This window comes from Streptomyces sp. NPDC127100 (assembly GCF_042724095.1).
Lineage (GTDB): Bacteria > Actinomycetota > Actinomycetes > Streptomycetales > Streptomycetaceae > Streptomyces.
Map to the genome: position 1 here is coordinate 1 of NZ_JBHXFL010000044.1, position 22,469 is coordinate 22,469.

Annotated in this window: 18 protein-coding genes; 13 read left to right on the plus strand and 5 right to left on the minus strand. The window is 73.9% G+C overall.

Annotation, left to right across the window (positions count from 1 at the left end; all coding sequences use genetic code 11):
- Positions 1-162: 162 nt before the first annotated feature.
- Entirely contained in the window at positions 163-429 is a 267-nt protein-coding gene (rpsT, locus tag ACFWJB_RS29160; protein ID WP_362488760.1) for a 30S ribosomal protein S20, read from the minus strand.
- Between the two features lie 251 nt (positions 430-680).
- Here rpsT and lepA point away from each other — a divergent pair, with 251 nt between their 5' ends.
- The 4 genes from lepA (at position 681) to hemW (ending at position 8,254) form a co-directional block, all read left to right on the plus strand.
- Positions 681-2,549, plus strand: coding sequence for a translation elongation factor 4 (gene lepA / locus ACFWJB_RS29165; protein ID WP_385460231.1), 1,869 nt, complete (start codon positions 681-683; stop codon positions 2,547-2,549).
- 286 nt (positions 2,550-2,835) lie between these two features.
- Entirely contained in the window at positions 2,836-4,713 is a 1,878-nt protein-coding gene (locus tag ACFWJB_RS29170) for an AMP-dependent synthetase/ligase (protein WP_385460233.1), read from the plus strand.
- A 205-nt stretch (positions 4,714-4,918) separates the two neighbouring features.
- On the plus strand, positions 4,919-6,994 hold the full coding sequence (locus ACFWJB_RS29175) for a SpoIIE family protein phosphatase (protein WP_386925978.1): 2,076 nt from the start codon (positions 4,919-4,921) through the stop codon (positions 6,992-6,994).
- A gap of 27 nt (positions 6,995-7,021) precedes the next feature.
- Complete coding sequence (gene hemW, locus ACFWJB_RS29180) at positions 7,022-8,254, plus strand: radical SAM family heme chaperone HemW (protein ID WP_386925980.1); 1,233 nt, start codon at positions 7,022-7,024, stop codon at positions 8,252-8,254.
- Positions 8,255-8,285: 31 nt separating this feature from the next.
- Here the strand turns inward: hemW and ACFWJB_RS29185 are convergent, their stop codons facing one another.
- Both ACFWJB_RS29185 and ACFWJB_RS29190 read right to left on the minus strand, forming a co-directional pair.
- Positions 8,286-9,083, minus strand: coding sequence for a DUF3097 domain-containing protein (locus ACFWJB_RS29185; RefSeq protein WP_386925982.1), 798 nt, complete (start codon positions 9,081-9,083; stop codon positions 8,286-8,288).
- A gap of 34 nt (positions 9,084-9,117) precedes the next feature.
- Positions 9,118-9,843: an MBL fold metallo-hydrolase gene (locus tag ACFWJB_RS29190; RefSeq protein ID WP_386925983.1), complete on the minus strand. Its 726-nt coding sequence runs from the start codon at positions 9,841-9,843 to the stop codon at positions 9,118-9,120.
- Between the two features lie 162 nt (positions 9,844-10,005).
- Here ACFWJB_RS29190 and hrcA point away from each other — a divergent pair, with 162 nt between their 5' ends.
- The 4 genes from hrcA to ACFWJB_RS29210 all read left to right on the plus strand — a co-directional run bounded on the left by hrcA (position 10,006) and on the right by ACFWJB_RS29210 (position 14,250).
- A complete protein-coding gene (gene hrcA, locus ACFWJB_RS29195) occupies positions 10,006-11,022 on the plus strand; it encodes a heat-inducible transcriptional repressor HrcA (protein WP_385460242.1) in 1,017 nt (338 codons plus the stop codon).
- Positions 11,023-12,159 (plus strand): molecular chaperone DnaJ, encoded by a 1,137-nt coding sequence (gene dnaJ / locus ACFWJB_RS29200; protein ID WP_385460244.1) that lies wholly within the window; start codon positions 11,023-11,025, stop codon positions 12,157-12,159. It abuts the gene before it with no gap.
- A gap of 259 nt (positions 12,160-12,418) precedes the next feature.
- On the plus strand, positions 12,419-13,504 hold the full coding sequence (locus ACFWJB_RS29205) for a nitronate monooxygenase (RefSeq protein ID WP_386925986.1): 1,086 nt from the start codon (positions 12,419-12,421) through the stop codon (positions 13,502-13,504).
- Positions 13,501-14,250 carry a 16S rRNA (uracil(1498)-N(3))-methyltransferase gene (locus ACFWJB_RS29210; protein ID WP_385460248.1) on the plus strand — a complete coding sequence of 250 codons (750 nt, stop codon included), beginning with the start codon at positions 13,501-13,503 and terminating at the stop codon, positions 14,248-14,250. Before ACFWJB_RS29205 ends, ACFWJB_RS29210 begins: the two co-directional genes overlap by 4 nt.
- A gap of 7 nt (positions 14,251-14,257) precedes the next feature.
- Here ACFWJB_RS29210 and ACFWJB_RS29215 read toward each other — a convergent pair whose 3' ends face one another.
- Positions 14,258-14,644 carry a hypothetical protein gene (locus ACFWJB_RS29215; RefSeq protein ID WP_385460250.1) on the minus strand — a complete coding sequence of 129 codons (387 nt, stop codon included), beginning with the start codon at positions 14,642-14,644 and terminating at the stop codon, positions 14,258-14,260.
- Positions 14,645-14,717: 73 nt separating this feature from the next.
- On the opposite strand from ACFWJB_RS29215, the gene ACFWJB_RS29220 reads away from it, so the two are divergent.
- The 5 genes from ACFWJB_RS29220 (at position 14,718) to ACFWJB_RS29240 (ending at position 21,021) form a co-directional block, all read left to right on the plus strand.
- Positions 14,718-15,281 (plus strand): hypothetical protein, encoded by a 564-nt coding sequence (locus ACFWJB_RS29220; protein ID WP_386925988.1) that lies wholly within the window; start codon positions 14,718-14,720, stop codon positions 15,279-15,281.
- A gap of 85 nt (positions 15,282-15,366) precedes the next feature.
- Positions 15,367-18,570, plus strand: coding sequence for a S41 family peptidase (locus tag ACFWJB_RS29225; RefSeq protein ID WP_386925990.1), 3,204 nt, complete (start codon positions 15,367-15,369; stop codon positions 18,568-18,570).
- 166 nt (positions 18,571-18,736) lie between these two features.
- Positions 18,737-19,090 (plus strand): histidine triad nucleotide-binding protein, encoded by a 354-nt coding sequence (locus tag ACFWJB_RS29230; RefSeq protein WP_385460256.1) that lies wholly within the window; start codon positions 18,737-18,739, stop codon positions 19,088-19,090.
- Between the two features lie 6 nt (positions 19,091-19,096).
- Complete coding sequence (locus ACFWJB_RS29235) at positions 19,097-20,002, plus strand: ribonuclease Z (protein WP_385460258.1); 906 nt, start codon at positions 19,097-19,099, stop codon at positions 20,000-20,002.
- Positions 20,003-20,022: 20 nt separating this feature from the next.
- Positions 20,023-21,021, plus strand: coding sequence for an adenosine deaminase (locus tag ACFWJB_RS29240; RefSeq protein ID WP_386925993.1), 999 nt, complete (start codon positions 20,023-20,025; stop codon positions 21,019-21,021).
- A gap of 3 nt (positions 21,022-21,024) precedes the next feature.
- Here the strand turns inward: ACFWJB_RS29240 and ACFWJB_RS29245 are convergent, their stop codons facing one another.
- On the minus strand, positions 21,025-22,374 hold the full coding sequence (locus ACFWJB_RS29245; protein WP_385460262.1) for an MFS transporter: 1,350 nt from the start codon (positions 22,372-22,374) through the stop codon (positions 21,025-21,027).
- Between the last annotated feature and the right edge of the window lie 95 nt (positions 22,375-22,469).

Sequence of the window (22,469 nt, forward strand, 5' to 3'; positions counted from 1 at the left end):
TGGCCGTCCTGGGGAGGACGGCCACCGGGGCCTTCGGATCAAGCTGGGGGACCCATGCCCGCGTGGCGAACGCAGGCCGCGCACGGGTCCGGGGTGCCGGACGGGAGCGGATGAGAGAGGGCCCGCTCTGGGTCCTTCCGGCGGTCAGACCAGATGTGAGGTTCAGCCCTGGAGGGCGCCGACCTTCTGCGCCAGAGCCGACTTCTTGTTGGCGGCCTGGTTCTTGTGGATGACGCCCTTGGAGACGGCCTTGTCGAGCTGACGCGCGGCAACGCGCTGGTACTCGGTGGCCTTCTCGACGTCGCCCGCGGCAGCGGCCTCACGAGCCTTGCGGATCGCGGTCTTCAGAGAGGACTTGACGGCCTTGTTGCGCAGCCGGGCCTTCTCGTTGGTCTTGTTCCGCTTGATCTGGGACTTGATGTTCGCCACGAATGAGCCTTTTCAGGTTCAGGCACGGGGCCGCTCGGGTCCCGGGCCGGTGATTTCTTGAGGTGTGCCTCGCGCTGAGAGGGCATGAGACACAGCCCCCCACAGTACCAGCGGCCCGATGACTGGCCCAAACCCGTCCCCAACCCCTCCCAAACCCCTCCATGGTCCCCGCGCGTGGGACGATGGAAGCTGCGTAACGATCCGACCCGAGACCGCAGACACTGCGGACGCCTCAAGAATCAGGACCCTGCGTGCCCGCGATCCCTAGCCATGTGCCCGAGCCGAGCCGTACCGACCCGGCTCTGATCCGCAATTTCTGCATCATCGCGCACATCGACCACGGCAAGTCCACGCTCGCCGACCGGATGCTCCAGCTGACCGGTGTGGTCGAGCAGCGGCAGATGCGCGCCCAGTACCTCGACCGCATGGACATCGAGCGCGAGCGCGGCATCACGATCAAGTCCCAGGCGGTGCGGTTGCCGTGGGCCCCCACCCACGACAAGAGCAACACGCACATCCTCAACATGATCGACACCCCCGGGCACGTCGACTTCACGTACGAGGTCTCGCGGTCGCTCGCCGCGTGCGAGGGCACGATCCTCCTCGTCGACGCCGCCCAGGGCATCGAGGCCCAGACCCTCGCCAACCTCTACCTGGCGATGGAGAACGACCTCACGATCATCCCCGTCCTGAACAAGATCGACCTGCCGGCCGCGCAGCCCGAGAAGTTCGCCGAGGAGCTCGCCAACCTGGTCGGCTGCGACCCCGACGACGTGCTCAAGGTCTCCGCCAAGACCGGACTCGGCGTCGACGCGCTGCTGGACAAGGTCGTCGCCGAGATCCCGGCCCCGGTCGGCGTCGCGGACGCCCCCGCCCGCGCGATGATCTTCGACTCCGTCTACGACTCGTACCGCGGTGTCGTGACGTACGTCCGTGTCATCGACGGCCAGCTCAACAAGCGCGAGCGCATCCGGATGATGTCGACGGGCGCCACCCACGAGCTGCTGGAGATCGGCACCAACTCGCCGGAGATGCTGTCCGCCGACGGTCTCGGCGTCGGCGAGGTGGGCTACCTGATCACCGGTGTGAAGGACGTCCGCCAGTCCAAGGTCGGTGACACCGTCACCAGCCAGCACAAGGGCGCCGAGGAGGCGCTCGGCGGCTACAAGGACCCCCGGCCGATGGTCTTCTCCGGCCTCTACCCGCTGGACGGGTCGGACTACCCGGAGCTGCGCGAGGCGCTGGACAAGCTCCAGCTCAACGACGCCGCCCTGGTCTACGAGCCGGAGACCTCCGCGGCCCTCGGCTTCGGCTTCCGCGTCGGCTTCCTCGGCCTGCTGCACCTCGACGTGATCCGCGAGCGGCTGGAGCGCGAGTTCGGGCTCGACCTCATCGCCACCGCCCCCAACGTGGTCTACCGGGTGGTCATGGAGGACGGCACCGAGTACACCGTCACCAACCCGAGCGAGTTCCCCGAGGGCAAGATCAACGAGGTGTACGAGCCGGTCGTGCGCGCCACGATCCTCGCGCCGACCGAGTTCATCGGCTCGATCATGGAGCTGTGCCAGACCCGGCGCGGCACCCTGCTCGGCATGGACTACCTCTCCGAGGACCGGGTCGAGATCCGCTACACCCTGCCGCTCGCGGAGATCGTCTTCGACTTCTTCGACCAGCTGAAGTCGAAGACGCGTGGTTACGCCTCGCTGGACTACGAGCCCACCGGCGAGCAGACCTCCAGCCTGGTCAAGGTCGACATCCTGCTGCACGGCGACAAGGTGGACGCCTTCTCGGCGATCACCCACAAGGACGCGGCGTACGCGTACGGCGTGCGGCTCGTCGCCAAGCTGCGCGAGCTGATCCCGCGCCAGGCCTTCGAGGTGCCCATCCAGGCCGCCATCGGCTCCCGGGTGATCGCCCGCGAGACCATCCGCGCCATCCGCAAGGACGTCCTCGCCAAGTGCTACGGCGGTGACATCTCCCGCAAGCGGAAGCTGCTGGAGAAGCAGAAGGAAGGCAAGAAGCGGATGAAGATGGTGGGTTCCGTGGAGGTTCCGCAGGAGGCCTTCATCGCCGTCCTCTCCAGCGACGACAGCGCGGGATCGGCCAAGGGCAAGAAGTAACCGCCACCGTTCCCGTACACCACGGGCAAAGCGGACGCGAAGGGGCTCGCCGGGCGAAAGCGCGGCGGGCCCCTTCGCACGTCACGGGCGGGCGTTCGTGTGAAGTGACAGGGCGCGGAGTCTTACGCGCGGGCCGGTCGCCCTTTACTCTGATGCCTGCCCCATAGTTACTCGTGAGTTAAACAACGGCCGGGAACGGCCGCGCGAGCACGAGCCCGAACCACCGCCCGAGAGTGAAACCAGCCGCACCTGAGCCAGCCGCACCGTCGCGGGCCCGGAGGATGTCGTGAGCGACACACAGACACTGATCGAGAACCGTCCGCCCTCCGTGGCGGGACTCTTCCTGGAGCGTGTGGCGGCCACGCCGGACGCCGAGGCGTACCGCTACCCGGTCCCACCGGCCTCCGGCGAGGGCCCGGACGACTGGAAGTCGCTCACCTGGGCCCAGGCCGCCGAGCGGGTCTACGCGATCGCGGCCGGCCTGATCGAGCTCGGCGTCCAGCCCGAGCAGCGCGTGGCGCTGGCCTCCTCCACGCGGCTGGAGTGGATCCTCACCGACCTCGGCATCATGTGCGCCGGCGCCGCGACGACCACGGTCTACCCGCAGACCAACGCGGAGGAGTCGGCGTACATCCTGTCCGACTCGGAGAGCCGGGTGCTGATCGCGGAGGACGCCGCCCAGCTCGTCAAGGCCAAGGAGAAGCGGGCGGAGCTGCCCGACCTCACCCACGTCGTGGTGATCGACGCGGCCGGCGCGGACACCAGCGAGGACTGGGTCCTCACCCTCGACGAGCTGGAGCGCCGGGGCGCGGCCCGCCTGGAGACGGACCCGGAGCTGGTCGTGAAGCGGGTCGGCGCGCTCACCAAGGACCAGCTCGCCACCCTCATCTACACCTCCGGCACCACCGGCCGGCCCAAAGGTGTCCGCCTCCCGCACGACAACTGGTCGTACATGGCGAAGGCGATCGCCGCGACCGGCCTGGTCACCAAGGACGACGTGCAGTACCTGTGGCTGCCGCTCGCGCACGTCTTCGGCAAGGTGCTCACCTCCGGCCAGATCGAGGCCGGTCACGTCACCGCCGTCGACGGCCGCGTCGACAAGATCATCGAGAACCTGCCGGTCGTCCGGCCGACCTACATGGCCGCCGTCCCGCGCATCTTCGAAAAGGTCTACAACGGCGTCGCCGCCAAGGCCCGCGCGGGCGGCGGAGCCAAGTACAAGATCTTCCAGTGGGCCGCCGGCGTCGCCCGCGAGTACGCCAAGGTCACCCAGGACAACTTCAAGCGCACCGGCACCGTGAGCGCGCCCTTCGGCCTGTCCGCCCGGCACGGCGTCGCCGACAAGCTCGTCTACGCCAAGATCCGCGAGGCCTTCGGCGGCCGGCTGCGGGCCTGCGTGTCCGGCTCGGCCGCCCTCGCGCCGGAGATCGGCTACTTCTTCGCCGGCGCCGGCATCCACATCCTGGAGGGCTACGGCCTCACCGAGTCCTCCGCCGCCTCCTTCGTCAACCCCGGCGAGGCCTACCGCACCGGCACGGTCGGCAAGCCGCTGCCCGGCACCGAGGTGCGCATCGCGGACGACGGCGAGATCCTGCTGCGCGGCCCCGGCATCATGGAGGGCTACCACAAGCTGCCCGAGAAGACCGCCGAGGTCCTGGAGTCCGACGGCTGGTTCCACACCGGCGACATCGGCGAGCTCTCGCCCGACGGCTACCTGCGCATCACCGACCGCAAGAAGGACCTGATCAAGACGTCGGGCGGCAAGTACATCGCGCCCGCCGAGGTCGAGGGCCAGTTCAAGGCGGTGTGCCCGTACGTCTCCAACATCCTGGTCCACGGCGCCGACCGGAACTTCTGCACGGCGCTCATCGCCCTCGACGAGGCCGCGATCATGGAGTGGGCGAAGGACAACGGCCTGGACGGCAAGCCGTACGCGGACGTCGTCGCGGCGCCGGAGACGGTCGAGATGGTCGACGGCTACGTCAAGCAGCTCAACGAGGGCCTCCAGCGCTGGCAGACCATCAAGAAGTTCCGCCTGCTGCCCCGCGACCTCGACGTCGAGCACGGCGAGATCACCCCGAGCCTGAAGCTGAAGCGGCCGGTGGTGGAGCGCGAGTACAAGCACCTGATCGAGGAGATGTACGAGGGCTCGCGCGAGGCGTAGCGCACCGCGGCCGTCCGCGCGGCGGACGAGGACGGCCGCACGGCTCGGAACTCGGCCGGGGGACCTGCGTTCGGGTGTTCCTCTAGCACGGTTCTCACCCGTGGCGGTCCACTTCGGTGACTCCGTGCTCATGGACGGGTCCGTTCTGTCACTCTGTCGGGCAACGACTGCGAAGCACTCGCACGAACTGCCCGGGGAGCCGTCCATGGGGGCCATTCCGACGCAACGGGAAACCGTCTCCTGTGCCGGCGGTGCACCCGCACCCGCCGCCGAGGCGCCGGCCCGGGAGTGCGCGCGGGCGCACGTGACCCTGCTCGGCAGCTCCCTCGCGCCGGGCGCGGCCCGCGCGACGGTGCGGGCCACGCTCGCCGACTGGGCCGCGCTCGGCCTGCCCGGGGCGCAGCGGCTCACCGGCCACCTCGCCGCCGACGCGCTGGTGGTCGTCAGCGAGCTGGTCACCAACGCCGTCGTGCACGCCGGGACCGACGTCGAGGTGATCTGCCGGCTGGAGGAGACGGGCGCGCTCGTCGTCGAGGTCGCCGACCGCCACCTCTCCCGTGCGCCGCGGGGCGGCGGTCAGGACATGCCGGGCGAGACCCCGGAGTACGGGCGCGGCCTGCGGCTCGTCGCCGCGCTCTCCGAGGCCTGGGGCATCACCTACCGGCCGGGCGGCAAGACGGTCTGGGCCCGCCTGCCCGCGCGGGACGACGAGACCGCCGGACGGGCCGGGGCCGACGCCGGTGAGCAGGAGCCGCGGCACCCCCTGTCCCCGGCCGGCACCGAGCCCCCGGAGGACCCGGACGGCCGGGTGGACACCGAGTGCGGCGCCGACGCGGCACTCGGGGTCCGACCGACCGAGTGCGGCGCCGGCGCGGCGGACGGGCCGGACCGCACTCCGTGGCCGGACGGCCCCCGGTGGCCGGACCCGGGGGACGGCACGGCCGAACCGGGGCGGCGCGGCGTGCGCGACCGGGACTGGCTGGGCCGCGGGGCCCTGTCCTTCCTCGCCGAGGCCTCCGACCTGCTGGCCGGACAGCTCGACGAGGACCTGGTCGCCTCCCTCACCGGCCAGCTCGTCGTGCCGCGCCTCGCCGACTGGTGCGCCGTGTGGCTCGAGGACGAGGCCCTGGGCCGGGGAGCCTGGGGCGACGACACCGGGGCGGCCGTCGGAGCACGGCTGGCCCGCGTCTGGCATGCCGCCGAGAGCCGCGTCGACGCCCTGTGGCCGGCCCTGGAGAAGGCCCCGCCCCGCGCCCGCGACCCGTGGCGTTCCGGCCCCGTCGTCCACCCCTGGCCCGGCGACGCGCTCGGTCCGCACGGCGCCGCGCTCGCCTACCGCCTCGTCACCGGCGGCCGGCCGCTGGGCACCCTGGTCATCGGGCGGGCCGGCACCTCCCGCTTCCCCGACGAGATCAGCGGCCTGGTCGAGGACCTCAGCCGCCGGGTGGCGCTCGCCATCGGCGCCGCCCGCCAGTACGCCCGCCAGGTCACCATCAGCGCCGTCCTCCAGCGCGGTCTGCTGCCGGGCGCCGTCGCCGAGATCCCGGGCGTGCGCAGCGCCCTCGTCCACGAGCCGTGCGACAAGGGCGGACCCAGCGGCGACTTCTACGACCTCTTCCAGGCCGGCGACGGCCGCTGGTGCTTCACCATCGGCGACGTCCAGGGCAAGGGCCCCGAGGCCGCCGTCGTCATCGGGCTCGCCCGGCCCTGGCTGCGGCTGCTGGCCCGCGAGGGGTACGGCGTCCCCGACGTCCTCGACCGCCTCAACCAGCTCCTCCTCGACGACGCCACCGAGGCCGCGGACGCCGCCGCCCGCGCCCTCATCGCCGCCGGAGGCCGTCCGGTTGCCCCGGGCGACGGACCGCAGACCCGCTTCCTGTCCCTGCTCTACGGCGAGCTGGTCCCCGCCGGCGACGGCGTCGTCCGCTGCACCCTCGCCTCCGCCGGGCACCCGCTGCCCCTGCTGCTCGCCCCCGACGGCACCGTCCGCACGGTCGCCGGGCCGCAGACCCTCCTCGGCGTCCTCGAGGACGCGACCTACACCAGCGAGACCTTCGAGCTGCGGTCCGGCGAGACCCTGCTGTGCGTCACGGACGGCGTCACCGAGCGGCGCAGCGGCTCCCGCCAGTTCGACGACGGCGACGGGCTCGCGGATGCGCTCGCCGGGTGCGCGGGGCTGGACGCCGGACTGGTCGCCGAGCGCATCAGGCGGCTGGTGCACGAGTTCGGGGCCCGGCCCCCGGAGGACGACCTGGCGCTGCTGGTGCTCCAGGCCGAGTAACCGCGGCCGTACGGGACAATGGAACGCATGCCCTCCGCACTCCCCGACGGCGAACCCGTCCCCGCCGACGGCGCGCTGCCCGCGTCCGCGCTCGCCGGCGCCGCCGACCGCCCCCTCGGTTTCTACCTGCACGTCCCGTACTGCGCGACCCGCTGCGGCTACTGCGACTTCAACACCTACACCGCGACCGAGCTGCGCGGCACCGGCGGCGTCCTCGCCTCCCGCGACAACTACGCCGAGACGCTCGTCGACGAGGTCCGCCTGGCCCGCAGGGTGCTCGGCGACGACCCGCGCGAGGTCCGCACGGTCTTCGTCGGCGGCGGCACGCCCACCCTGCTGGCCGCCGGTGACCTGGTGCGGATGCTGCACGCGATCCGCGACGAGTTCGGCCTCGCGGCCGACGCGGAGGTGACGACGGAGGCCAACCCGGAGTCGGTCGACCCGGCGTACCTCGCCACCCTGCGCGAGGGCGGCTTCAACCGGATCTCCTTCGGCATGCAGAGCGCCCGGCAGCACGTCCTGAGGATCCTGGACCGCACCCACACCCCGGGCCGCCCCGAGCGTTGCGTCGCCGAGGCCCGCGCGGCCGGCTTCGACCACGTCAACCTCGACCTGATCTACGGCACCCCGGACGAGTCCGACGACGACTGGCGGGCCTCGCTGGACGCGGCGCTCGGCGCCGGACCGGACCACGTCTCCGCGTACGCCCTGATCGTGGAGGAGGGCACGCAGCTCGCCCGGCGCATCCGCCGCGGCGAGGTCCCGATGACCGACGACGACGTGCACGCCGACCGGTACCTGATCGCCGAGGAGACGCTGTCCGGGGCGGGCTTCGACTGGTACGAGGTGTCGAACTGGGCGACCTCCGACGCGGGGCGGTGCCTGCACAACGAGCTGTACTGGCGGGGGGCCGACTGGTGGGGTGCCGGACCCGGCGCGCACTCGCACGTGGGCGGGGTGCGCTGGTGGAACGTCAAGCACCCGGGGGCGTACGCGGGGGTGCTGGCGGCGGGGAAGTCGCCGGGGGCCGGGCGTGAGGTGCTGACGGACGAGGACCGGAGGGTGGAGCGGATCCTGCTGGAGCTGCGGCTGCGCGAGGGGGTGCCGCTGTCGCTGCTGCGGGAGGAGGGCCTCGCGGCCTCGCGCCGGGCGCTGGCGGACGGGCTGCTCCAGGAGGGGCCGTACGGGGAGGGGCGGGCCGTGCTGACCCTGCGCGGGCGGCTGCTGGCGGACGCGGTGGTGCGGGACCTGGTCGACTGACCGGGCTCCCTCCCGCCCGGCTGCGGGGGACTCAGGCCGTCACGAAGTCGATCAGTTCCTCCACGCGGCCCAGCAGTTCCGGCTGGAGGTCCTTGTAGGACCGCACGTGCCCCAGGATGTGCTGCCAGGCGGCCCCCGTGTTCTCCGGCCAGCCCAGCGCCCGGCACACCCCCGTCTTCCAGTCCTGGCCGCGCGGCACCCGCGGCCAGGAGGCGATGCCCAGGGAGGACGGCTTCACCGCCTCCCAGATGTCGATGTAGGGGTGGCCCACCACCAGCGCGTGCTCGCTCGTCACCGCCTCGGCGATCCGCCACTCCTTCGACCCCGGCACCAGGTGGTCCACCAGGACGCCCAGCCGCGCGTCCGGGCCCGGCGCGAAACCGTCGACGACGGACGGCAGGTCGTCGACCCCCTCCAGGTACTCCACGACCACGCCCTCGACCCGCAGGTCGTCGCCCCAGACCTTCTCGACCAGCTCGGCGTCGTGCCGCCCCTCGACGTAGATGCGGCCGGCGCGGGCCACGCGCGCCCGGGCGCCGGGGACGGCCACCGAACCGGACGCCGTACGGGTGGGCCGTACCGGACCCGCCGCCGGCCTGACCAGGGTCACCGCACGGCCCTCCAGCAGGAAGCCGCGCGGCTCCATCGGGAACACCCGGTGCTTGCCGAAGCGGTCCTCCAGCGTCACCGTCCCCGCCTCGCAGGAGACCACCGCGCCGCAGAAGCCGGTGCCGGGCTCCTCGACCACCAGACCGGGGTCGGCCGGGACCTCGGGCACCGGCTGCGGCTTCTTCCACGGCGGGGTCAGATCGGCGGAGTACTGGCGCATTCTGCCGACGATACGAGGAACGCCCGCGCCGTGATCAACGCGACACGCCGAAGCGGGCGGCCAGCGCGTCCCGCTGGGCCCGGACGAACGCCGCGTCCACCACCGCCCCGTGCCCGGGAACGTACAGCGCGTCCTCGCCGCCCAGGCCGAGCAGCCGGTCGAGGGCGGCCGGCCAGCGGGCCGGTACGGCGTCGGGCCCCGCCTGCGGCTCGCCGGACTCCTCGACCAGGTCCCCGCAGAAGACGACCGCGGGGTCTCCCGGCACCAGCACCGCGAGGTCGTGCCCGGTGTGCCCGGGGCCCACGTCGGCCAGCACCACCCGCCGGCCGCCGCCCAGGTCGAGCGTCCGCTCGCCGGACACCTCGTGGCGCACCGGGACGAGGGCGTCCGCGGCCTCCTCCGCGAGCCGGGCGTCCAGGCCGTGGGCCACCGCGTCCGCGCGCAGCGCCTCCCGGCCCCCCGCGAGGACCGCGGCCACGCCCGCCGCCCCGAAGACCTCCGCGCCCGCGAACGCCGCGGCGCCGAGGACGTGGTCGAAGTGCGCGTGGGTCAGCGCGAGATGCGTCACACGGCGACCGGCGAGCTCCCGCGCCGCCCCGCGCAACCGCGCGCCCTCGCCGAGGCCCGACCCGGCGTCGACCGACAGCGCCGCGTCCGCGCCGACGACCAGCCCCGCCGTGCAGTCCCACCCCGGCAGGCGGCACCGCCCCACCCCGGCCGCCAGCCGCTCCCACCCCAGGTCTTCCCAAGTCACCGTCACGGCGCCGACGCTAGCGCCGGAGGGCCCCGGTCACGACGGCGGCGCCCCGCCCTTGCCGGGGGCGTACCCCGCGGCCGTACACTGGGCCGGGGAAGTCTGGCACTCGAACACGGTGAGTGCCAGGGAGAACACCGGGCGGACGGCTTTTTGGAGGTGTGCGCGATGCTCAGTGAACGCAGGCTGAAGGTGCTGCGCGCCATCGTCCAGGACTACGTCGGCACCGAGGAGCCCGTCGGCTCCAAGGCCCTCACCGAGCGGCACAACCTCGGCGTGTCCCCGGCCACCGTGCGCAACGACATGGCGGCCCTCGAGGACGAGGGCTTCATCGCCCAGCCGCACACCAGCGCGGGGCGCATCCCGACCGACAAGGGCTACCGGCTCTTCGTCGACCGGCTGGCCGGCGTCAAGCCGATGACCGCGCCCGAGCGGCGCGCCATCCAGAACTTCCTGGAGGGCGCCGTCGACCTCGACGACGTGGTGGCCCGCACGGTGCGGCTGCTCGCGCAGCTCACCCGGCAGGTCGCCGTCGTGCAGTACCCCTCGCTGACCCGGTCGACCGTGCGGCACGTGGAGTTGCTCTCCCTGGCGCCCGCGCGCCTGATGCTCGTGCTGATCACGGACACCGGGCGGGTCGAGCAGCGCATGGTCGACTGCCCGGCGCCGTTCGGGGAGGCGTCCCTGGCGGATCTGCGCGCGCGGCTCAACAGCCGGGTCGCGGGCCGCCGGTTCTCGGACGTCCCGAGCCTGGTCGAGGATCTGCCGGAGGCCTTCGAGGCCGAGGACCGCGGTACGGTCTCCACGGTGCTCTCCACACTGCTGGAGACGCTGGTCGAGGAGAACGAGGAGCGGCTGATGATCGGCGGCACCGCCAATCTCACCCGCTTCGGGCACGACTTCCCCCTCATGATCCGGCCCGTCCTGGAGGCACTGGAGGAGCAGGTCGTGCTCCTCAAGCTGCTCGGCGAGGCGAAGGATCCGGGCGTGACCGTCCGTATCGGTCATGAGAACGCCCACGAAGGACTCAACTCCACGTCCGTCGTGTCGGTGGGCTACGGTTCGGGCGGCGAGGCGGTTGCCAAGCTCGGCGTGGTCGGACCGACCCGCATGGACTACCCGGGAACGATGGGAGCGGTACGCGCAGTGGCACGGTACGTCGGACAGATCCTGGCGGAGTCGTAGGTGGCCACGGACTACTACGCCGTACTCGGCGTACGCCGCGACGCGTCCCAGGACGAGATCAAGAAGGCGTTCCGGAGGCTCGCCCGCGAGCTGCACCCGGACGTCAACCCCGATCCGAAGACCCAGGAGCGGTTCAAGGAGATCAACGCCGCCTACGAGGTGCTGTCGGACCCGCAGAAGAAGCAGGTCTACGACCTCGGCGGCGACCCGCTCTCGCAGGCCGGCGGAGCGGGCGCGGGCGGCTTCGGCGCGGGTGGCTTCGGGAACTTCTCGGACATCATGGACGCGTTCTTCGGTACGGCGTCGCAGCGCGGTCCGCGCTCGCGCACCCGCCGGGGCCAGGACGCGATGATCCGCCTCGAGGTCGAGCTGGACGAGGCCGCCTTCGGGACGACCAAGGACATCCAGGTCGACACGGCCGTCGTCTGCAACACCTGCAACGGCGAGGGCGCGGCCCCCGGCACCTCGGCCCAGACATGTGACATGTGCCGCGGCCGCGGTGAGGTGTCGCAGGTCACCCGGTCCTTCCTGGGTCAGGTCATGACCTCCCGCCCCTGCCCCCAGTGCCAGGGCTTCGGCACCGTCGTCCCCACCCCGTGCCCCGAGTGCGCGGGCGACGGCCGGATCCGCTCGCGGCGCACCCTGACCGTGAAGATCCCGGCCGGTGTGGACAACGGCACCCGGATCCAGCTCGCGGGCGAGGGCGAGGTCGGCCCCGGCGGCGGCCCCGCCGGCGACCTGTACGTGGAGATCCACGAGCTGCCGCACTCGACCTTCCAGCGCCGCGGCGACGACCTGCACTGCACGGTCACCATCCCGATGACGGCGGCGGCCCTCGGCACGAAGGTGCCGCTGGAGACGCTCGACGGCATGGAGGAGGTCGACATCCGGCCCGGCACCCAGTCCGGCCAGTCGATCCCGCTGCACGGGCGCGGCGTCACCCACCTGCGCGGCGGCGGCCGGGGCGACCTCATCGTCCACGTCGAGGTCACGACCCCGACCAAGCTCGACCCCGAGCAGGAGCGCCTCCTGCGGGAGCTGTCCAAGCTGCGCGGCGAGGAACGGCCCCAGGGCCAGTTCCAGCCCGGTCAGCAGGGCCTGTTCTCCCGGCTGAAGGACGCGTTCAACGGGCGCTGACGGGGTGCGCTGTCGGGTGGCTGCGGCCGGCGGTGTCGTGCTCTTCGGGGGTGCGCGCCGGTCTGCCGGGGGTCCGGGGGTGGTCCCCCGGGCGGACACGGTCAGCCCGGTCAGCAGGGCCTGTTCTCCCGGCTGAAGGACGCGTTCAACGGGCGCTGACACGGGCCGCCGCCAGGGGCTTCGCGGTGCGGATGCTCCTGGCGTATGCCGGCGGAAGCCCGGATTCGGACTCGTGCGGAGGACGTGACAACATGCGCTCATGTCCTCCGCACTGACCGATCTCTTCCCCTACCCGATCGTGCAGGCGCCCATGGCGGGCGGCGTCTCCGTGCCGCAGCTCGCCGCCGCGGTGTGCGAGGCGGGAGGGCTGGGGTTCCTGGCCGCCGGGTACAAGACCGCGGACGGGATGTACCAGGAGATCAAGCAGGTGCGGGGGCTGACCGCCCGCCCCTTCGGCGTCAACCTCTTCGTGCCGCAGCCGGAGACGGCCGACCCCTCCGCCGTCGGCGTCTACGCCCACCAGCTCGCCGGTGAGGCCGCCTGGTACGGGACCGAGCTCGGCGACCCCGACTGCGGCCGGGACGACGGCTACGACACCAAGCTCGCGGTGCTGCTGGACAACCCGGTGCCGGTGGTGTCGTTCCACTTCGGCGTGCCGAGTCCCGAGGTCGTCGACTCGCTCCACCGCGTCGGCACGTTCACCCTGGTCACGGCGACCACCGCCGACGAGGCCCGGGCCGTCGAGCGGGCCGGCGCCGACGCGGTGATCGCGCAGGGCGTCGAGGCCGGCGGACACCAGGGCACCCACCGCGACCATCCGGAGACCGGCGGCGCCGGGATCGGGCTGCTGTCGCTGCTCGCCCAGATCCGCGAGGCGGTGAGCCTGCCCGTCGTCGCCGCCGGCGGCATCATGCGCGGCGCCCAGATCGCCGCGGTGCTCGCGGCCGGCGCGAGCGCGGCCCAGCTCGGCACCGCCTTCCTCGCCACCCCCGAGTCCGGCGCGCACGCCCTCCACAAGGAGGCGCTGACCAACCCGCTGTTCGTCCGCACCGAACTGACCCGCGCCTTCTCCGGCCGCCCCGCCCGCGGCCTGGTCAACCGCTTCCTGCGCGAGCACGGCCCGTACGCCCCCGCGGCCTACCCGGAGGTGCACCACCTCACCTCGCCGCTGCGCAAGGCCGCGGCGAAGGCGGGCGACGCGCAGGGCATGGCGCTCTGGGCGGGACAGGGCCACCGGATGGCCCGGGAGCTGCCCGCGGGGCAGCTCGTGGAGGTGCTGGCCGCCGAACTCGCGTCCGCGGGAACGGCGTTGTCGCAGTACGTGACGGGAGGTACGGGCCGATGACGGCTCCGGTGTTCGTGGTCGACTCGCTCGGGCCGGGGGACCTGGCCGGCGGTGAGTACGTCCTGGGCGGCCCCGAGGGACGGCACGCCGTCTCCGTGAAGCGGCTGCGGCCCGGCGAGGACGTCGTCCTCACCGACGGGCGCGGGCGCTGGGCCGAGGGCGTGGTGAAGGCCGCCGAGGGCAAGGACCGCCTGGTCGTGACCGGGCTGGACGGCGTCCACGAGGAGCCGCCGGAGCAGCCCCGCGTCACCGTCGTCCAGGCCCTGCCCAAGGGGGACCGGGGAGAGCTGGCCGTCGAGACGATGACCGAGGTCGGGGTCGACGCGATCGTGCCGTGGGCGGCGTCCCGCTGCGTCACGCAGTGGAAGGGCGAGCGCGGCCTGAAGGCGCTCGGCAAGTGGCGGGCGACGGCCCGGGAGGCCGGCAAGCAGTCCCGCCGGGTCCGCTTCCCCGACGTCGCGGACGCGGCGAGCGGCAAGCAGGTTGCGTCACTTCTGGCCGACGCCGCCTTCGCCGCCGTGCTCCACGAGAGCGGCGAGGAGCCGCTGGCCGCCGCCGAACTCCCCGCCTCCGGCGACATCGTGCTGGTCGTCGGCCCCGAAGGGGGTGTGTCGCCGGAGGAGCTGGCGCTCTTCGCGGCGGCCGGTGCGAAGCCCTACCGCCTCGGACGCAGCGTGCTGCGCACCTCCACCGCCGGCACCGCGGCGACCGCCGTCCTCCTGGCCCGCACCGGCCGCTGGTCCTGACGGGGCGTCACCCGGCGGTGGCGGCGGGCGCCGACGCCACCGCGGGGAACAGCTCCCAGCCGTCCAGCTCCACCGGACGGCCCCCGTCGCCGGGCAGCAGGCCGCGCCGGCCCGCCTCGTCCACCAGCGCCCGTACGACACCGGGTTCGCGCAGGTTGAGCAGGTTGCCGCGGCCGTCGGCCACGCAGCCCTCGAACCAGGAGTCGCCCTCGGTGGTGTACCGGCCCGAGCCCGGTTCGCCCGCCGGGAAGACGATCCGGACGCGGACGCCGTCGCGGTACAGCGTGAGGGCGTCGCGCCAGACGCCGTCGCGGCCCCTCCGCTGCCGGTGGCTCCACAGGTACGTCGTCCGTTCGTCCACGACGAGCCTGCGCCGTCTGCGGTCGTTGCCCATGCGCCGCACGGTAGCGAGGAGTGGCCGTATGCGCTCTACCGGTGCGCCCCGCACCAGTGGCAGGCTGCCCTCCATGGGGGCATTGAGGCGGATTTGGCGCATCCCGAGCATCCCGAGCACGCCGAGCAGCGTGCCGGGCGGTCGGCGCGTGGCGCCGATGGTGGCCGTCGCGGTCGTCGCCGTGGGCGGGCTCGTCGCCTGCGACCCGGGCGGACTCGGCTCGGCGACGGTGGCGTACACGACCGACCGGACCGTGACCGGGGAACTCGACCGGCGCGACGCCGGGGTGCGGTGGCTCACGTGCACCGCGTCCTCCACAAGCGACGGGACCACCGCCCCGGCGGGCGAGAACACCGTCGCCTCCGTGCACTGCCAGGGGAAGACGGACGACGGGCGGGACATCACCGTCGACGGCAAGGTCACCCGCGTCGTCAACGGCGCCTGCGTGCGCGGCGACCTGACCGCCGAGGTGGGCGGCAAGCAGTGGTTCCACGTCAAGGGACTGGGCAACTGCGACGCCGGGACCTCCCCGCCCGCGAAGGACCCCGCCGGACAGCGGCCGGGCCCCACGGTCACCGTCACCCGGACCATCTGGTGCCCGGACGATCCGCACTGCCGGCCCGTGGAGGGCAAGTAGCCCGCCGGGCGCGGCCGTCGCCTCCCGCGCATCGGCGGGAAGTGATCCGAACCCCTGTCGATCGACCCCCGCCCCTGCATAGGCTGTGCGGGTGACTCAGCCCGCAGCGCCTGCCTACCTCCGCTTTCCGCACCCGCACGGCGAGTTGGTCGCCTTCACCGCCGAGGACGACGTGTGGCTCGCCCCGCTCGACGGCGGCCGGGCCTGGCGGGTCAGCGCCGACAACATGCCGGTGAACCACCCGCGCATCTCGCCCGACGGCACCACCGTCGCCTGGACGTCCACCCGCGACGGCGCCCCCGAGGTGCACGTCGCGCCCGTCGACGGCGGCCCGGCCCGACGCCTCACGCACTGGGGCGGCATGCGGACCCAGGTGCGCGGCTGGACCCCGGAGGGACGGGTCCTCGCCCTCAGCACCCACGGCCAGGCCAGCCTGCGCCGCAGCTGGGCCCGAGCCGTCCCGCTGGACGGCGGACCCGCCGCCACCCTGCCCTACGGGCCCGTCGGCGACGTCGCGTACGGGCCGCACACCGTGCTGCTGTCCGTGTCGATGGGCCGCGAGGCCGCCTGGTGGAAGCGGTACCGGGGCGGCACGGCGGGCAAGCTGTGGATCGACGCCGGGGACGACGGCGAGTTCACGCGGCTGCACGCCGACCTCGACGGCAACATCGAGTACCCGTTCTGGGCCGGCGGGCGGATCGCCTTCCTCTCCGACCACGAGGGCACCGGCGCCCTCTACTCCTCCCTCGCCGACGGCTCCGACCTGCGCCGGCACACGCCGCTCGACGGCTTCTACGCCCGGCACGCCGCGACCGACGGCACGCGGGTCGTCTACTCCAGCGCCGGTGAGCTGTGGACGCTGGACGACCTGGACGGCGCCGAGCCGCGCCGGCTCGACATCCGGCTCGGCGGCTCGCGCGCCGACCTCCAGGCCCACCCGGTCGACGCCGCCCGCTGGTTCGGCTCCGCGTCCCCCGACCACACCGCCCGCGGCAGCGCCGTCGCGGTGCGCGGCGGCGTCCACTGGGTCACCCACCGCGCCGGCCCGGCCCGCGCCCTGGCGGCCACGCCCGGTGTCCGCGCCCGGCTGCCGCGCACCTTCCGCGCCGACGGCGAGGAGTGGGTGGTGTGGGTGACGGACGCCGAGGGCGACGACGCGCTGGAGTTCGCGCCCGCCACCGGCCTCGCGCCCGGCGCCACCCCGCGCCGCCTCGCCGCCGGGCAGCTCGGCCGGGTCCTCGGCCTCGCCGTGGCACCCGACGGCAGCCGCGCCGCCGTCGCCTCGCACGACGGGCGGGTGCTGCTCGTCGAGCGCGAGACCGGCGAGGTCCGCGAGGTCGACCGCAGCGAGGACGGTGACGCCTCCGGCCTCGTCTTCTCGCCCGACTCCGCCTGGCTCGCCTGGTCCCACCCCGGCCCCGACCCGCTGCGCCAGCTCAAACTCGCCAACACCACCGACCTGTCGGTGAGCGAGGCGACCCCGCTGCGCTTCCGCGACTACTCGCCGGCCTTCACCCTGGACGGCAAGCACCTCGCCTTCCTCTCCACCCGCTCCTTCGACCCGGTCTACGACGAGCACGTCTTCGACCTGGCCTTCGTCGAGGGCGCCCGCCCGTACCTGATCACGCTGGCCGCGACCACCCCCTCGCCCTTCGGCCCGCAGCGCCACGGCCGCCCCTTCGAGACCCCGGACCGCGAGGAGACCCCCGACAGCGAGGGCACCCCGACGACCCGCATCGACATCGAGGGCCTCGCCGACCGCATCGTGCCCTTCCCGGTGGAGGCCGCCCGCTACTCCCGGCTGCGCGCCGCCAAGGACGGCGTCCTGTGGCTGCGCCACCCGGTCATCGGCGTCCTCGGCGCCTCCCGCGCCAACCCGGACGACCCCGACCCGCACACCGAGCTGGAGCGCTACGACCTCGCCCAGCAGCGCGTCGAGCACCTCGCGGGCGACGCCGACCACTTCGAGGTCAGCGGCGACGGCAAGCGGGTGCTGCTGTGGACCGACGGACGGCTCAAGGTCGTGCCCAGCGACCGGCGGGCCTCGGGCGACGAGGACAGCGACACCAACATCACCGTCGACCTGGGCCGGGTCCGGCAGACCGTCGACCCGGCCGCCGAGTGGCGCCAGATGTACGACGAGACCGGCCGCATCATGCGGGACAACTTCTGGCGGCCCGACATGAACGGCGTCGACTGGGACGGCGTCCTCGACCGCTACCGGCCCGTCCTGGACCGCGTCGCCACCCACGACGACCTGGTCGACCTCCTGTGGGAGGTGCACGGCGAGCTCGGCACCTCGCACGCCTACGTCACCCCGCGCGGCGGCCACGGCGGCGGCACCCGGCAGGGCCTGCTCGGCGCGGACGTCTCCCGCCACGAGGACGGCACCTGGCGCATCGACCGCGTCCTGCCCTCGGAGACCTCCGACCCCCACGCCCGCTCCCCGCTCGCCGCGCCCGGCGTCGCGGTGCGGGCCGGCGACGCGATCGTCGCGGTCGCGGGTCAGCCCGTCGACCCGGTCACCGGGCCCGGCCCGCTGCTCGTCGGCACCGCCGGCAAGCCGGTCGAGCTGACCGTCTCCCCGTCCGGCGGCGGCGACCTCCGGCACGCCGTCGTCGTCCCCCTCGCCGACGAGGAGCCGCTGCGCTACCACGCCTGGGTCGCCGACCGCCGCGCCCACGTCCACGAGAGGTCCGGCGGCCGGCTCGGCTACCTGCACGTCCCCGACATGCAGGCGCCCGGCTGGGCGCAGATCCACCGCGACCTGCGGGTCGAGGTGGCCCGGGAGGGCCTCGTCGTCGACGTGCGCGAGAACCGGGGCGGGCACACCTCCCAGCTCGTCGTGGAGAAGCTGGCCCGGCGGATCGTCGGCTGGGACCTGCCGCGCGGCATGCGGCCGCTCAGCTATCCGATGGACGCCCCCCGCGGCCCGGTCGTCGCCGTCGCCAACGAGTTCTCGGGGTCCGACGGCGACATCGTCAACGCCGCGATCAAGGCGCTCGGCATCGGACCGGTCGTCGGCACCCGCACCTGGGGCGGCGTCATCGGCATCGACAGCCGCTACCGGCTGGTCGACGGCACGCTGATCACGCAGCCCAAGTACGCCTTCTGGCTGGAGGGCCACGGCTGGGGCGTGGAGAACCACGGCGTCGATCCGGACGTCGAGGTGCCGCAGCGTCCGCAGGACCACGCGGCGGGCCGCGACCCCCAACTGGACGAGGCGATCCGGCTGGCGCTGGAGGCGCTGGAGCAGACCCCGGCCAAGACCCCGCCGAGCCTGCCGTAGCCGCCGGCGGACGCCGTGCGCCGGGCGGGCGTGCTCCCCACGCCCGCCCGTGCCGCCGCCGGGGCACCGCCCGGGCCGTCCGGGCACGGGAGGAGCACGACCGCCCGCGGGCCGCGGCGGACTCGATACGATGCCGTTCAGAAGATCACCACCGTAAGGAGCGCCCATGTCCGGCGAGCCACAGGACGACTGCCTGTTCTGCAAGATCGTCGCGGGTCAGATCCCTGCGACGATCGTCCGGGAGACGGACACCACCGTCGCCTTCCGCGACATCAACCCCCAGGCGCCCACCCACGTCCTGGTGATCCCCAAGGCGCACTACCGCGACGCCGCCGCCCTCGCCGCCGGCGCCCCGCAGCTCGCCGCCGACGTGCTGTGCGAGGCCCAGGCCGTCGCCGACGACGAGAAGCTGGACAGCTACCGCATCGTCTTCAACACCGGCTCCGGCGCCGGTCAGACCGTCTGGCACGCGCACGCCCACATCCTCGGCGGCCGCGGCCTCCAGTGGCCCCCCGGCTGACCGACGATGTCCGTGCGTGAACTCGTCGTCCTCGGCACCGCCAGCCAGGTCCCGACCCGGCACCGCAACCACAACGGCTACCTGCTGCGCTGGGACGGCGAGGGGCTCCTGTTCGACCCCGGTGAGGGCACCCAGCGCCAGATGCTGCGCGCCGGGGTCGCCGCGCACGACCTGAACCGGATCTGCGTCACGCACTTCCACGGCGACCACAGTCTCGGTCTCGCCGGCGTCGTCCAGCGCATCAACCTGGACCGGGTCCCGCACGAGGTGACCGCCCACTACCCGCGCTCCGGGCAGCGCTTCTTCGACCGCCTGCGGTACGCCACCGCCTACCGCGAGACGGTCGCCCTCACCGAGGCGCCGGTCGACACGGACGGGCCGCTCGCCGTCACCCCCGCCTACACGCTGGAGGCCCGCCGGCTCTCGCACCCGGTCGAGTCCTACGGCTACCGGCTCACCGAGCCCGACGGCCGCCGCATGCTGCCCGCGCGGCTGGCCGCGCACGGCATCAAGGGGCCCGACGTGGGCCGCATCCAGCGCGAGGGCTCCCTGCACGGCGTCCCGCTGGACGAGGTCAGCGAGGTCCGCCGCGGCCAGCGGTTCGCGTTCGTCATGGACACCCGGCTGTGCGCGGGGGTCCACGAGCTCGCCGAGGGCTGCGACCTCCTGGTCATCGAGTCGACGTTCCTCGACGAGGACGAGGAGCTCGCCACCGAGCACGGCCACCTCACCGCCGGCCAGGCGGCGCGGGCCGCCCGGGAGGCGGGCGTGCGCCACCTCGTCCTGACCCACTTCAGCCAGCGCTACGCGGACCCGGAGGAGTTCGAGCGGCAGGCGAGGGCGGCCGGCTACGAAGGCGAGCTGACGGTGGCCCGCGACCTGATGCGAGTGCCGGTTCCGAAACGTCGGTGAAGTCGCCGTACCATGCTCTGATGCCCCTGCCCAAAGCTGAACTGCACCTCCACATCGAAGGCACCCTGGAGCCGGAGCTGGCCTTCGAGCTCGCCGCCCGCAACGGGGTCGCCCTCCCGTACGCGGACACGGACGCCCTGCGCGAGGCCTACCGGTTCGAGGACCTCCAGTCCTTCCTGAACCTGTACTACGAGCTCATGGCCGTCCTGCGCACCGAGCGGGACTTCGAGGACCTCGCCGACGCCTACCTGGCCCGCGCCGCCGCGCAGGGCGTACGGCACGCGGAGATCTTCTTCGACCCGCAGGCGCACCTCGCCCGGGGCGTGGGGATGGGCACGGTCGTGGAGGGCCTGTGGCGGGCGCTGGGCCGCAGCCGGGAGAAGCACGGCGTCTCCACCCGGCTGATCATGTGCTTCCTGCGCGACGAGTCCGCCGAGTCGGCCCTGGAGACCCTCGACGCCGCGAAGCCGTACCTGGACCGCATCATCGGCGTCGGCCTGGACTCCGCCGAGGTCGGGCACCCGCCGGTGAAGTTCCGCGAGGTGTACGTGGCCGCCGCCGCCCTCGGGCTGCGCCGCGTCGCGCACGCGGGCGAGGAGGGCCCGCCGGCGTACGTCACCGAGGCCCTGGACGTGCTCGGCGTCGAGCGGATTGACCACGGCCTGCGCTCGCTGGAGGACCCGGCACTGGTCGAGCGGCTGGTGCGCGACCGCGTCCCGCTGACCCTGTGCCCGCTCTCCAACGTCCGGCTCCGCACGGTCGACACCCTCGCCGACCACCCGCTGCCCGCGATGCTCGACGCCGGGCTGATGTGCACGGTCAACTCCGACGACCCCGCCTACTTCGGCGGCTACGCCGGCGACAACTTCGACGCCGTGCGCACCGCGCTCGGCCTCACCGAGGAGCGGCTGCGGGAACTGGCCCGCAACTCCTTCCTCGCCTCCTTCCTGGAGGACGACGAGGAGCTGCGGGCGCGCTGCCTGGCCGAGGTGGAGGCTTACGCCTTCCCGTCGGCGTAGGACTCAGCCCGTCCCGGACCCCGGTGTGGCGGCCGCCGACCGGGGTCCCGCCGTGTCGTAGGCGTGCCGCACCGCGACGGCCGGCGCGTCCACGTCGATCTCCACGACCGGCTGCTCCGTGGCGCCGACCTCGGGCACGGCCCCGCTCGGCGTGCCGGTGGCGGCGGCGACCAGGGCGGCCGGGGTGCCGCCGCGGCGGCGGATCGCGCCGGGCAGCAGCGGGCGCCCGCCGGTGTGCAGGGCGACGGCCGTCATCGGCAGGGCGGCCAGGAGCAGCCCGGCGCCGAGGACCAGGCCCATGCCCGCGTAGCCGGCCTGCGCCGACAGCACACTGCCGGTCAGCGGTCCGGCCGCGGTGCCCAGCGAGGACGCCGACCCGACGAGCACCGCCCACCGGCCGCGCGGGTCGAGCGAGGCGGCGAGGCCGATCAGGTACGACAGGACGACGGGGTACAGCGTGTTCCAGGCGATCTCGCCGGTCGCGAACGTGGTGGGGGTGGTCGCGGACGCGCTCACCGCGATGCAGCCCGCGATCAGCACCGTGCCCGCGCCGATGGGCATGGCCCGCCCGAGCCGCGGTCCGAGCGCGCCGGCCGCCAGCACGCCGACCAGTCCGGCGCCCAGGGCGACGGCGAAGACGGCCCCGAGGGCGGCGTCGCCCAGACCGGCCTGCGTCAGCCCGATCCGGCCGCTGACGCCCCACAGGGAGTTCTGCGCGAGGGACCAGCACAGCACGGTCGCGGCGAGGACGAGTCCCGAGCGGCGGCGGGGGAGCGGAGCGGTGGGGTCCGTGCCGGGCGCGGCCGGGGACGCGGTCGTCCCGCCCGGCAGGCGGCCGGTCAGCGGCCACACCGCGAGGGCGGTCAGCGCGATCGCGGCCAGCGGCAGGCCGTGCGCCCGGCCGAGGTGCGGCACCGTCAGGTAGACGGCGCCGGCCAGCGCGGACACGGTCAGCAGCCCCAGCGTGGAGGCACGGTGCGGGTCCCGCTCGGCGGCGATCCGGGTGGCGGCGACCGTGGTGGCCGTACCCGAGCCGAAACCGCCGAGGACAGCGCCGGCGACGACGGCCGGGACGGCGGTGGTGAGCGCGGCGGAGCCGTAGCCGACGACGGCCAGCACGAGCCCGAACCGGGCCAGCGTCCGGGCGCCGATCCGCTGCACCCGGGAGGCGAGCAGGAAGCCCGCGGTCGCCGAGCTCAGCAGCAGGGCGCTGCCGACGGCGCCGGCCTGCGTGGTGGTCAGCGGCAGGCTGGTGTCGAGCCTGCCGACGGTGGTCGGCAGCAGATAGGGAGGAAGGTACCCGGCCGTGAAAAGGGCGACGAGGGGCCAGGGAGTGGTACGGGGGGCGAGCACGGGCGTTCCCAGGGCATGCGAAAGGGACGTGGGAGGCGGAGGGGGCGACGACCGTCCGACGGACAGGAACGCGCGGGCAATTTGTATCAAGCCAG

Bases quoted from the DNA above. Each gene is read 5' to 3' on its own strand.
- ACFWJB_RS29205 (WP_386925986.1), top strand. From the start codon at position 12,419: ATGTCCTCCGCACTGACCGATCTCTTCCCCTACCCGATCGTGCAGGCG.
- hrcA (WP_385460242.1), top strand. From the start codon at position 10,006: ATGCTCAGTGAACGCAGGCTGAAGGTGCTGCGCGCCATCGTCCAGGAC.
- ACFWJB_RS29230 (WP_385460256.1), top strand. From the start codon at position 18,737: ATGTCCGGCGAGCCACAGGACGACTGCCTGTTCTGCAAGATCGTCGCG.
- ACFWJB_RS29235 (WP_385460258.1), top strand. From the start codon at position 19,097: ATGTCCGTGCGTGAACTCGTCGTCCTCGGCACCGCCAGCCAGGTCCCG.
- ACFWJB_RS29215 (WP_385460250.1), bottom strand. From the start codon at position 14,644: ATGGGCAACGACCGCAGACGGCGCAGGCTCGTCGTGGACGAACGGACG.
- ACFWJB_RS29220 (WP_386925988.1), top strand. From the start codon at position 14,718: ATGGGGGCATTGAGGCGGATTTGGCGCATCCCGAGCATCCCGAGCACG.
- ACFWJB_RS29240 (WP_386925993.1), top strand. From the start codon at position 20,023: ATGCCCCTGCCCAAAGCTGAACTGCACCTCCACATCGAAGGCACCCTG.
- ACFWJB_RS29210 (WP_385460248.1), top strand. From the start codon at position 13,501: ATGACGGCTCCGGTGTTCGTGGTCGACTCGCTCGGGCCGGGGGACCTG.
- ACFWJB_RS29175 (WP_386925978.1), top strand. From the start codon at position 4,919: ATGGGGGCCATTCCGACGCAACGGGAAACCGTCTCCTGTGCCGGCGGT.
- hemW (WP_386925980.1), top strand. From the start codon at position 7,022: ATGCCCTCCGCACTCCCCGACGGCGAACCCGTCCCCGCCGACGGCGCG.
- ACFWJB_RS29185 (WP_386925982.1), bottom strand. From the start codon at position 9,083: ATGCGCCAGTACTCCGCCGATCTGACCCCGCCGTGGAAGAAGCCGCAG.